Annotated in this window: 11 protein-coding genes; all 11 read left to right on the forward strand. The window is 42.1% G+C overall.

Features of this window, described 5'->3' with window-relative positions; translation table 11 throughout:
- The first annotated feature begins 68 nt into the window (after positions 1–68).
- Complete coding sequence (locus tag B0I26_RS01945; protein ID WP_111643792.1) at positions 69–860, forward strand: DUF3388 domain-containing protein; 792 nt, start codon at positions 69–71, stop codon at positions 858–860.
- A 34-nt stretch (positions 861–894) separates the two neighbouring features.
- Positions 895–1,779 (forward strand): helix-turn-helix domain-containing protein, encoded by an 885-nt coding sequence (locus tag B0I26_RS01950; RefSeq protein ID WP_111643793.1) that lies wholly within the window; start codon positions 895–897, stop codon positions 1,777–1,779.
- A gap of 55 nt (positions 1,780–1,834) precedes the next feature.
- On the forward strand, positions 1,835–2,413 hold the full coding sequence (gene pgsA, locus B0I26_RS01955; RefSeq protein WP_111643794.1) for a CDP-diacylglycerol--glycerol-3-phosphate 3-phosphatidyltransferase: 579 nt from the start codon (positions 1,835–1,837) through the stop codon (positions 2,411–2,413).
- A 39-nt stretch (positions 2,414–2,452) separates the two neighbouring features.
- Positions 2,453–3,694 (forward strand): competence/damage-inducible protein A, encoded by a 1,242-nt coding sequence (locus B0I26_RS01960; RefSeq protein ID WP_111643795.1) that lies wholly within the window; start codon positions 2,453–2,455, stop codon positions 3,692–3,694.
- A gap of 207 nt (positions 3,695–3,901) precedes the next feature.
- Positions 3,902–4,948: a recombinase RecA gene (gene recA / locus B0I26_RS01965; protein WP_111643796.1), complete on the forward strand. Its 1,047-nt coding sequence runs from the start codon at positions 3,902–3,904 to the stop codon at positions 4,946–4,948.
- Positions 4,949–5,465: 517 nt separating this feature from the next.
- Positions 5,466–7,025 (forward strand): ribonuclease Y, encoded by a 1,560-nt coding sequence (gene rny / locus B0I26_RS01970; protein WP_111643797.1) that lies wholly within the window; start codon positions 5,466–5,468, stop codon positions 7,023–7,025.
- A gap of 108 nt (positions 7,026–7,133) precedes the next feature.
- Positions 7,134–7,928, forward strand: a complete 795-nt coding sequence (locus B0I26_RS01975) for a TIGR00282 family metallophosphoesterase (protein ID WP_111643798.1) — start codon at positions 7,134–7,136, stop codon at positions 7,926–7,928.
- Positions 7,929–8,048: 120 nt separating this feature from the next.
- A complete protein-coding gene (spoVS, locus tag B0I26_RS01980; RefSeq protein ID WP_003181955.1) occupies positions 8,049–8,309 on the forward strand; it encodes a stage V sporulation protein SpoVS in 261 nt (86 codons plus the stop codon).
- A gap of 160 nt (positions 8,310–8,469) precedes the next feature.
- Positions 8,470–9,396 carry a dipeptidase gene (locus B0I26_RS01985; protein ID WP_111643799.1) on the forward strand — a complete coding sequence of 309 codons (927 nt, stop codon included), beginning with the start codon at positions 8,470–8,472 and terminating at the stop codon, positions 9,394–9,396.
- 221 nt (positions 9,397–9,617) lie between these two features.
- Positions 9,618–11,354, forward strand: coding sequence for a 2-oxoacid:acceptor oxidoreductase subunit alpha (locus tag B0I26_RS01990; protein ID WP_111643800.1), 1,737 nt, complete (start codon positions 9,618–9,620; stop codon positions 11,352–11,354).
- 2 nt (positions 11,355–11,356) lie between these two features.
- Positions 11,357–12,223, forward strand: coding sequence for a 2-oxoacid:ferredoxin oxidoreductase subunit beta (locus B0I26_RS01995; protein ID WP_111643801.1), 867 nt, complete (start codon positions 11,357–11,359; stop codon positions 12,221–12,223).
- Positions 12,224–12,375: the final 152 nt, after the last annotated feature.

Here is a 12,375-nt window from a genome sequence, read left to right on the forward strand (position 1 = left end):
TAGTAGTATAAATTTAGCATAATACGTCACATTATTTGGACCATCCTAATAAAAGGGAGGAAGCGATGATGGGGAAAAAAGAATGGTATTTAGAATATGAAATACATATCAATCGACCGGGGCTGTTAGGTGATATTTCTTCTCTTTTAGGGATGTTGTCCATTAATATTGTGACGATTAACGGCGTCGATGATTCGCGGCGCGGAATGCTTTTGCTTTGTGATAACAATGAGCAAATTGAGCGGCTTGAATCCATTTTGCGCACAATGGATAATATAACGGTTACGAAGCTGCGTCAGCCGAAATTGCGTGATCGTTTAGCGGTCCGGCATGGACGTTATATTCAACGCGATGCGGATGACAAAAAGACGTTTCGTTTTGTCCGCGATGAGTTAGGATTGCTTGTTGACTTTATGGCCGAGCTTTTTAAGCAGGAGGGCCATAAGTTAATCGGCATTCGCGGCATGCCTCGTGTTGGGAAAACAGAATCTGTCGTTGCCGCAAGCGTTTGTGCCAATAAACGTTGGTTATTTGTATCATCCACATTGATTAAACAAACGGTTCGCAGTCAATTAATAGAAGATGAATATAATGAGAACAATATATTTATCATTGATGCGATTGTTTCGACCCGCCGCGCAAACGAACGGCATTGGCAGCTCATTCGCGAACTTATGCGCTTGCCGGCAACAAAAGTCGTTGAACATCCGGATATTTTTGTCAGACATACAGAATATACGCTTGATGATTTCGATTATATTATTGAATTGCGAAATGAACATGATGAAGAAATTACATACGATTTAGTTGATCAGCAGTCTTTATTTTCTGAAGATGGATTCGGGAATTTTGACTTTTAATATTTTTTAATAAAAAATGTGGAAGGTGTTCTCATTGACAGAGTTAGGTAAGCGGTTGAAAGAAGCGAGAGAAGCGAAGAACATTAGCTTAGATGAGTTACAGGAAATGACGAAAATTCAAAAACGTTATTTAATCGGAATTGAAGAAGGCAATTATAATATCATGCCGGGAAATTTTTATGTGCGTGCGTTTATTAAGCAATATGCGGAAGCGGTAGGATTAGACTCTGAACAGTTATTTGAAGAGTACAAACATGAAATTCCTAGCTCACAGCATGAAGAATTGCCTGAACAGCTGTCACGGGTAAAAAGCAGACAGCAGCTTTCGCCGAAAACGTCAAAAATCATTGACATGCTCCCGAAGCTGCTGATGACCGTATTGATTATTGGGGCAGCTGTTGCACTTTGGCTTATTATCCAAAAATGGGATGTAAATAATAAAACATCGAAAGAAAATGTAACAAACAATCCAGCGGAAGTTGAACAATCAAAAAATTCACCTTTGGAAGAAGCGAAGGATAAAGAGAAAAGCGAGGAAAGCAAAGGGCAAAAGGAAGTACAATCCTCTGAACAACCTTCAGAGGAAGAAGAAAATATGCATACATTAACAGTTATTGAGCAAAATGGAAAAGAATCAACGGTAGAACTGACAAATACAAATCAATTTATACTCGAAGTTGCTTCTAAGGGAACATCATGGGTTGAAGTTCATAATGGAAAAGGCCACACATTTTTTGCCGCTACTTTAAACGAAAATGAAACACAGCGATTTGATTTGTCAAATGAATCGGAAATTCTTGTGAAAATCGGAAAAGCAACAGATATTGAAATGAAAATTAACGGACAACCTTTTACTTATCCAATTAGTCCTAGTGAAGAAGTGTTTCAAAAAATAAAAATTTTATTCAAAAAGTCGTAAGTCATCTTTGTTATAGATGACTTTTATATGTTTTTCTTAGTGGAGGTTATTGGATGTGAATTTGCCAAATAAGATTACGATAGCACGAATTATGCTTATTCCCTTTTTTCTCATCGTTATGCTCGTTCCGTTTAATTGGGGGAACATTCAAGTTGGCACGCAAATATTGCCGGTAGCCCATTTAGTTGGCGCATTGATTTTTATTTTGGCTTCAACGACTGATTGGATTGATGGTTATTTTGCCCGGAAATATAACTTAGTTACTAATTTGGGGAAATTTTTAGATCCGCTTGCTGACAAATTGCTTGTGTCGGCAGCGCTTATCGTACTTGTTGATCTCGACTTGGCGCCTGCTTGGATGGTGATTATTATTATCAGCCGGGAGTTTGCCGTAACAGGATTACGCCTTGTTCTTGCGGGTGAAGGGGAAGTCGTCGCCGCCAACATGTTAGGCAAAATAAAAACGTGGACGCAAATTATTGCGATTTCTGCGCTTCTTCTTCGCAACCTGCCGTTTGAAATGGTCTCATTTCCGTTTGCGATGATTTCGTTATGGGTGGCAGTATTTTTTACGATTTGGTCTGGATGGGACTATTTTGCGAAAAATAAGCATGCGTTCATCCATTCGAAATAGTTCATTAAGTGGAATTGTGCCAAAGGAGATGCTTTTATTGTGAATGCGGAAATTATTGCCGTCGGTTCAGAATTATTGCTCGGACAAATCGCCAATACGAATGCCCAGTTTTTATCGAAGCAAATGGCGGAGTTAGGGATTAATGTCTATTTTCATACCGTTGTTGGCGACAATCCGTCGCGGCTTCGGAGGGCCATTGAAGTCGCGCAGACGCGTGCTAACTTAATTATTTTTACAGGCGGGCTTGGTCCGACAAAAGATGATTTAACAAAGGAAACCATTGCGGACCTATTAAACTGCAAACTTATGATCGATGAGGAAGCGCTTCAGTCGATACGCGCTTATTTTGCGCGGACAAAGCGGACAATGACAGAAAATAATATCAAACAGGCGCTTGTGCTAGAGGGTGCGGAAGTATTGAAAAATGATAACGGTATGGCTCCCGGTATGGCGCTGACCATTGATGAGATTACATATATGTTGCTGCCGGGTCCTCCGAAAGAAATGAAGCCGATGTTTTTAAATTATGGTCGTCCGTTTCTTATGCGAAAACTCGGGCGTCATGAACGGATTGAATCTCGCGTTTTGCGGTTTTTTGGCATCGGCGAATCACAGTTAGAAACAGAGATTGAAGATTTAATTGATCGCCAATCCAATCCGACCATCGCCCCTCTTGCCGGTGACGGAGAAGTGACATTGCGTTTGACGGCCAAACATCATTCGGTTTCTGAAGCACAAAAAATGCTTGATGAAATCGAGAAAACGATTTTAGAAAGAGCAGGAGACTATTTTTACGGATACAACGAAGGCACGATTTTCAGCAAAACAATGGAACAGCTTATCGCCCGAAATGTAACGATTGCTTCTGCTGAAAGTTTAACAGGCGGATTATTTGCCCAGCAGCTGACAGCCATCCCTGGAGCATCGCAAACGGTAAAAGGGGGCATTGTTTGCTACACAAATGAAATAAAGCAACGCCTCCTTCATGTTTCCGAAGCGATATTAAAAACAGACGGAGCCGTGAGTGAATCATGTGCAAAAGCGCTGGCTGAGAACGTTCGCACGCTTTTCCAAACGGATATAGGAATCAGTTTTACAGGTGTGGCCGGGCCGGGCTTGCAGGAAGGAAAACCTGTCGGAACCGTTTATATCGGAATTGCTATAAGCAATGGTCCAACTGAAGTATTTTCTTTATCTCTCGCCGGCAGCCGCGAATCGATTCGTATGCGTACAGCGAAATATGGTTGTTATTATTTGTTGAAAAAACTGGAAAATAAATAATAAATGATAAGGGTCTGATCTCCTCTAATGCTGGCCAATACGTAGGTTTTCGGGGAAGTCTGACCCTTTGTTTATAATATCTAGAAAAAACTGGTTTTATCACCAGCAAAAGATAGAAAGGAAACGAATAAATGTTCGTTTTTTGCTTGGCAAATCACAAAAAAAGCGATATAGTATAAATAGTTAAGAAACAAAGGAGGAAATTGTGTGAACGATCGTCAAGCTGCCTTGGAACAGGCGTTAAAGCAAATTGAGAAACAATTTGGTAAAGGCTCCATTATGAAATTAGGTGAGCAAACAGACCGGCAAATTTCAACGGTATCAAGCGGCTCTTTAGCGCTGGATATCGCATTAGGCGTTGGCGGTTATCCGCGCGGACGTATCATTGAAATTTATGGTCCGGAATCTTCCGGTAAAACGACAGTAGCGCTGCATGCGATTGCTGAAGTGCAAAAATTAGGCGGACAAGCTGCGTTCATCGATGCGGAACATGCGCTTGATCCGATTTATGCCCAAAAACTAGGCGTTAATATTGATGAATTGCTTCTTTCACAGCCAGATACGGGGGAGCAGGCGTTGGAGATCGCGGAGGCGCTTGTAAGAAGCGGTGCTGTTGACATTATCGTTATCGACTCTGTTGCTGCACTTGTACCGAAGGCGGAAATTGAAGGCGAAATGGGAGACTCCCATGTCGGATTGCAGGCGCGCCTCATGTCGCAGGCATTGCGTAAGTTATCCGGTGCCATTAATAAATCGAAAACAATTGCGATCTTTATTAACCAAATTCGTGAAAAAGTTGGGGTTATGTTTGGAAACCCAGAGACAACACCTGGTGGCCGCGCGTTAAAATTCTATGCTTCTGTCCGACTTGAGGTGCGTCGTGCTGAGCAAATTAAACAAGGCAACGACATGGTAGGAAACAAAACAAAAATTAAAGTGGTCAAAAACAAAGTGGCACCGCCATTTAGAACAGCGGATGTCGATATTATGTACGGGGAAGGAATTTCCCGTGAAGGCGAAATTATCGATATGGGCTCAGAGTTAGATATCATTCAAAAGAGCGGTTCTTGGTATTCTTATAAGGACGAGCGCCTTGGTCAGGGACGCGAGAACGCGAAACAATTCCTAAAAGAAAACCCGGAAATTATGGAGGAAATCGCTCAAGAAATTCGAAAAAGATATGGTGTAAATGCGCCCGTGTCTACTGTCGATGCGGGACAGCAGCAAGAAGAACTTGACTTTTTCGAAGAATAAAATTTGTCATGAAGAGGCTGACTCATAAGCGTCTGACCTCACGCGCAGCACATCATGAAAGCTTATTCAGCTAAGATGACTATATGTTGTGTTGAGGGGCAGACAATTGGTCAGCCTCTTTTTGCTAACTGAGCATCTTCTCATATTTCACAAAGATTCTGTCATATTTAACTGCATCATAAGGACAGAGCTTGACAATAAATTTTACCACCTTTAAAATTAACATGTATATTTTACTAATTTTTAAGCGGCTTTGAACCAGGCCGACAGACGGGAATGTGGTGTTAGGCTGCTTGTCGATGAAAGTCTTGTGGAATAAGAGTAGATGTCTATAAGGTATAGAAGAAGCTCTTTAGTACACAAGAACCTGCCGGTTTTAGTCGTGCAGAGGTTCAAATTTTTATTGTTATTAACAATGTGAAACGCCTTTGTGCTGTATGTTGAAACCGTTGTAACAATGTACATGCCGACATTGATTTAGCAACTAACAAGTTCATAGCAAGAGGAGGTGAAATGGATGAGCATTGGTACAATCATCTCCGCTTTGCTTGCCTTAATCGTCGGTGCAGTTGTTGGCTTTTTTGTTCGTAAATCCATTGCCGAAGCAAAAATTGGCGGCGCGCAAGCGGCTGCAAACCAAATTATTGAAGAAGCGAAACGTGAAGCTGATGCGCTGAAAAAAGAAGCGCTGCTTGAAGCAAAGGATGAAATTCACAAACTTCGTACAGAGGCAGAACAAGAAATTCGTGATCGAAGAAGTGAGCTGCAAAAACAAGAAAACCGTTTATTACAAAAAGAAGAGAATCTTGATAGAAAGGAAGAGGCTCTTAATAAGCGTGAAGCACTTTTAGAGAAGAAAGAGGATTCTCTTAACGAAAGACAACAGCATATTGAACAGATGGAAAGCAAAGTGGAAGAACTTGTTGAGAAGGAGCAAGCAGAACTGGAGCGCATTTCTAGCTTATCGCGCGAAGAAGCAAGACAAATTATTTTAGAGCGTGTTGAAAAAGAGCTTTCACACGAAATTGCTTTAATGATTAAGGAAGCAGAAACGCGCGCGAAAGAAGAAGCAGATAAGAAGGCGAAAGAGATTTTATCTCTCGCGATACAACGTTGTGCTGCTGATCATGTAGCTGAAACAACCGTTTCAGTTGTCAACTTGCCGAACGATGAGATGAAAGGCCGCATCATTGGACGTGAAGGCCGCAACATCCGCACGCTCGAAACGTTAACAGGAATCGATCTCATTATTGATGATACCCCTGAAGCGGTCATTTTGTCTGGTTTTGATCCGATTCGCCGCGAAACAGCTAGACTTGCTTTAGATAAACTTGTTCAAGATGGACGTATTCATCCGGCTCGAATTGAAGAGATGGTCGAAAAAGCAAGACGTGAAGTGGATGAGCATATCCGTGAAGTCGGGGAGCAAACGACATTTGAAGTTGGTGTTCACGGGCTTCATCCGGACCTCATAAAAATTTTAGGCCGTTTAAAATTTCGGACAAGCTACGGACAAAATGTTTTAAAGCATTCCATGGAAGTTGCGTTTTTAGCAGGATTAATGGCTGCCGAGTTAGGCGAGGACGAAATGTTGGCAAGACGTGCCGGCTTGCTTCATGATATTGGAAAGGCGATTGACCATGAAGTAGAAGGAAGTCACGTTGAAATCGGAGTCGAATTGGCAACAAAATATAAAGAGCATCCGGTTGTGATTAATAGTATCGCTTCACATCATGGCGATACGGAACCAACGTCGGTTATTGCTGTATTAGTTGCGGCGGCTGATGCACTATCAGCGGCACGGCCGGGAGCACGGAGCGAAACGTTAGAGAACTATATTCGCCGGCTTGAAAAGCTTGAAGAAATTGCTGAATCATATGAAGGGGTCGAAAAATCTTATGCGATTCAAGCGGGACGTGAAGTGCGCATTATGGTGAAACCTGATGCGATCGATGATTTAGAGGCGCATCGTCTGGCACGAGATATTCGTAAGCGCATTGAAGAAGAACTCGATTATCCTGGACATATTAAAATTACTGTTATCCGTGAAACGCGAGCGGTTGAGTATGCGAAATAAAGTGGCGATGCTGCCACTTTATTTTTTTGCTGAAGCATTGTCAAATACGGCGTTTTGTGCCAAACTGAGATACATAAGCGGAAATTTGTGATTAGAAAGGGTCATAGGATGAAACTGTTGTTTATTGGCGATGTAGTTGGCTCACCGGGAAGGAAAATGATCGAGCAATATCTCCCGAAATTAAAAGCAAAACATAAGCCGAATGTCATTATTATTAATGGAGAAAATGCGGCAGGAGGCAAAGGAATTACAGAGAAGATTTATCGCGGTTTTATTGAACTTGGAGCACATGCTGTCACACTTGGGAATCACGCATGGGACAATCGCGAAATTTTTGAATTTATTGAGGATGCAAAAGTATTGGTTCGTCCCGCTAATCTTCCGGTTGAAACACCTGGAAAAGGAATCGTTTACGTTCAAGTGGACGGTGTTGAAGTCGCCGTTATTAACTTGCAAGGAAGAACGTTTTTGCCGGCCATTGACTGTCCGTTTAAGAAAGCAGATGCTCTCATTGCCGAAGCTTCGCAGCGCACACCGGTTATTTTCGTCGATTTTCATGCGGAAGCAACGAGTGAAAAGCAAGCGATGGGTTGGTATTTAGATGGGCGTGTTTCGGCCGTTGTGGGCACGCATACGCATGTACAGACAGCAGATAACCGAATATTGCCAAAAGGAACGGCGTATATTACAGATGTTGGGATGACAGGACCGTATGATGGAATACTTGGGGTGGAACGTGAAGCCGTTTTGAAGAAATTTTTAACGGCTCTTCCCGTTCGTTTTGAAGTGACAGCAGGAAGAAGCCAACTCAATGGTGTCATTATAGATGTTGACTCGAAAAGCGGCCGGGCAAAAGCGATTGAACGAATCATGATTAATGATGATCATCCATATTTCGAGTAATTTTCCTCCTATTAAGAATTTTTAAAAAATATTTTACGTTCAAGCAGGAATATTAGCAAAAAACGGGGAATATAGTAACAATGGAAATCAACCATTGTAGAACATAAGGAGGAACTAGGAATGGAAATATTAAAAGTTTCAGCAAAGTCTAATCCTAATTCTGTAGCAGGTGCACTTGCCGGAGTATTGCGCGAAAGAGGCGCAGCCGAAATCCAGGCAATCGGCGCAGGTGCATTAAATCAAGCCGTTAAGGCAGTAGCGATTGCACGAGGATTTGTGGCACCTAGTGGAGTTGACCTCATCTGTATTCCTGCGTTTACGGACATTCAAATTGATGGCGAAGAGCGTACAGCGATTAAATTAATCGTTGAGCCGCGCTAATCGAACAATGATATGGGGAACTAAGAGGCTGACCTGTGGCAAGTCAGACCCCGCAGCCGCAATTATCATGCTTGGGAAATGTATGATGTATTGTGTGTTGTGTGTGAGGTCAGACGCTTAGGGTCAGCCCCTTCTTTTTTATTATGAGGGAGAGAGTACAATGAAGCTGTTTGATGCGCATTGTGATGTATTGCTGAAGCTTTGGCTTGATCGTTCTTTATCGTTTTATGATGATCCATCGCTTCATGTTACTTGGAAATCACTGCAGCAGGCAAAAGGAAAAGTGCAATGTTTTGCGATATACATACCGGAAAGTGTCTATCCAGAATCGCGTTTTACCGTTGCGCTGGAAATGGTTGATCTTTTTTTTGAAGAAATCATTGGCAAATTTTCAAATATGAAATTTGTTCGTTCAAAAAGCGATATATCCTCATTAGGTGCAAATGAAATTGGCGCTATGCTAACATTGGAAGGATGTGACGCAATTGGAGAAAGCCTTGTCAAACTAAAAACACTGCTTCGTCTTGGCGTATCTTCTGTCGGTTTGACATGGAATCACGCTAATTCGGTAGCAGATGGAGCATGGGAAGAACGTGGAGCAGGGTTAAGCGATTTTGGAAAACAAGTTGTTCATACATTAAACGAAGCAAAATGTTGGGTTGATGTATCCCATTTGTCTAAAAAAGGTTTTTGGGATGCGATCGAAATAGCTGATTATCCGATTGCTTCCCACTCTAATGCGTATGCACTCTGTGCCCATCCACGTAATTTGCGCGCTGAGCAAATTTGCGCCTTGATTAAAAAAAATGGTGTCATAGGCATTACGTTTGTGCCATCATTCGTAAGACAAGATCATCATCCTGCTACGATTGCAGATGTGCTGCGGCATCTTGATTACATTTGCTCGCTCGGTGGTTCGCGTCACGTTGGATTCGGCTCTGATTTTGACGGTATCGATGAAACAGTTGTCGGATTAGAAAATTTTCAATGCTATGCAAATCTGATTAATGAACTGCAAAAACATTATTCGGAAGCAGATGTCCAACGTTTTCTGTTCGATAATTTTTATGAACGTTTGCCGCGCTGATGAAAAAACACTTATTGCAAAAAAATGTTTAATATTTTTAGATAAAGGGTTGCATTTTTTTTTCGATAGGTCTAGAATTAAAGCGTTTAGTATATTCCAATATGCTAAAATTTTTAGAATAAAATCACAAGTTTAAATTCTAGTGATTTCATCGGAAAAGTGCTAAACTTATAAACAAACAATATTTGCTACTACTGATGGATTTTAAAGGGGTGTAAGAAATGATTAGTCAACTTTCATGGAAAGTTGGAGGACAACAAGGGGAAGGCATTGAAAGTACCGGTGAAATATTCTCCATTGCGTTAAACCGGTTAGGTTATTACTTATACGGATACCGCCATTTCTCTTCCCGTATTAAAGGCGGACATACAAACAATAAAATTCGTGTAAGTACAACGCAAGTTCGTTCCATTGCCGACGATCTTGATATATTGGTAGCTTTTGACCAAGAGACGATTGATTTTAACTTCCATGAGTTGCGCGATGGAGGTATTGTCATTGCCGATGCGAAGTTTAATCCGACTATTCCGGAAGGTACAAATGTGACTTTGTATGCGGTTCCATTTACAGATATTGCTACAAACTTAGGAACAGCATTAATGAAAAACATGGTGGCTGTCGGAGCTTCGAGCGCGGTGCTTGGCCTTGATATCAACGTATATCAAGAAGTGGTACAGGAAATTTTCGGTCGCAAAGGGCAGCAAGTGGTTGAGAAAAACATGGAAGCGATTCGCGCTGGCGCTGAGTTTATGAAAGAACAGCTTGGCGATAACATACAAACAATGAAACTTGAAAAAGCGGATGGCAAAAAGCGCATGTTCATGATTGGGAATGATGCGATCGCTTTAGGAGCCATTGCCGGTGGTGCCCGCTTTATGGCTGCATATCCAATTACTCCGGCATCTGAAATCATGGAATACTTAATTAAAAAGCTTCCGGCATTAGGCGGCGCGGTCATTCAAACAGAAGACGAAATCGCGGCTTGTACGATGGCGATCGGTGCGAATTATGCCGGTGTGCGCGCACTAACCGCATCTGCCGGACCAGGTCTTTCATTAATGATGGAAGCGATCGGCCTTGCCGGTATTACTGAAACTCCGATTGTCATTGTCGATACACAACGCGGCGGTCCAAGTACGGGATTGCCAACAAAACAAGAGCAATCTGACTTAATGGCCATGATTTACGGAACGCATGGCGAAATTCCGAAAATTGTTATGGCGCCAAGTACAGTGCAAGAAGCGTTCTATGACATGGTCGAAGCGTTCAACCTTGCCGAGGAATACCAATGTCCTGTTATTGTTCTATCTGACTTACAGCTCTCCTTAGGAAAGCAAACGGTAGAGCCGCTTGAATATGATAAAATTGAGATTCGCCGCGGTAAATTAGTGACAGGTGAATTACCGCCGCTTGAAAATAAAGAAAACTTCAAACGTTATGAAGTAACAGAAGACGGCATTTCTCCGCGTGTTCTGCCGGGTACGCCAAACGGTATCCATCACGTAACAGGTGTAGAGCATGCGGAAACGGGAAGACCGTCTGAAGTGGCGTCAAACCGCAAAGCGCAAATGGATAAACGTTTGCGTAAATTGAAAAATATTCAATTCAACACACCAGTTCATAAAAACGTAAAACACGAAGAAGCCGATGTATTAATCGTGGGCTTTATCTCTACGCGCGGTGCCATTGAAGAAGCAATGGAACGTTTAGAGTTGGACGGCTTAAAAGTAAATCACGCGCATGTTCGTCTCATTCATCCGTTCCCAACGGACGAGATGTTGCCGTTAGTGCAATCAGCGAAGAAAGTGATCGTTGTTGAACAAAACGCAACAGGCCAGCTTGCTAACATTATTAAGATGAATGTTGGACATGCCGATAAAATTTCGAGCGTCTTAAAATATGACGGTAATCCGTTCTTGCCACACGAAGTTTATACAAAATGCAAGGAGTTGTTATAAAAATGGCGACATTTAAAGATTTCCGTAATGACGTTAAACCGAACTGGTGTCCAGGTTGCGGTGACTTCTCTGTACAAGCAGCGATTCAGCGCGCAGCGGCTAACGTTGGTTTAGAGCCGCATCAATTGGCGATCATTTCAGGTATCGGCTGTTCCGGCCGTATTTCTGGTTACGTTCATTCGTACGGTTTTCACGGCATTCACGGTCGCGCTTTACCAATTGCGCAAGGGGTGAAGATGGCCAACCGCGATTTAACCGTTATTGCTGCAGGCGGTGACGGTGACGGTTTTGCGATCGGTATGGGCCATACGATTCATGCGATTCGCCGTAACATTGATATTACTTATATTGTCATGGACAATCAAATTTACGGCTTAACAAAAGGACAAACATCCCCGCGCAGTGACGTTGGCTTTAAAACAAAAAGCACGCCTCAAGGTTCAGTAGAGCCTGCATTATCGATTATGGAAATGGTACTAAGCGCGGGTGCAACATTTGTGGCACAGAGCTTCTCAAGCGACTTGAAAGAATTGACATATTTAATTGAAGAAGGAATCAAGCATAAAGGATTCTCTTTAATTAACGTATTCAGCCCGTGCGTCACATATAACAAAGTGAACACGTATGACTGGTTTAAAGAAAACCTCACTAGCCTCAGCACGATTGAAGGCTATGATCCATCAGACCGCATGATGGCGATGCAAACATTAATGAAACATAAAGGTCTTGTCACAGGACTTATTTATCAAAACAAAGAGCAAAAATCTTATCAAGACCTTATCCATGGATACAGCGAAACGCCGCTTGCTCATGCCGAGCTTCAATTAAGCAAAGAGAAATTTGACGAGCTTATCGCTGAATTCATGTAATGGAAAAAAACAACTCTCAGACAGGACTTGCCTGTTTGAGAGTTGTTTTGTTAATATAAAAAGTTGCGGAAAAATAAATTCCGCATGAGCATATCATTGTACAGTTATGAAAAATTAGTGAAGATGGCCATTTCTATTGTTTAAAATGGCCT

Source organism: Paranoxybacillus vitaminiphilus (assembly GCF_003259935.1).
Classification (GTDB): domain Bacteria; phylum Bacillota; class Bacilli; order Bacillales; family Anoxybacillaceae; genus Paranoxybacillus; species Paranoxybacillus vitaminiphilus.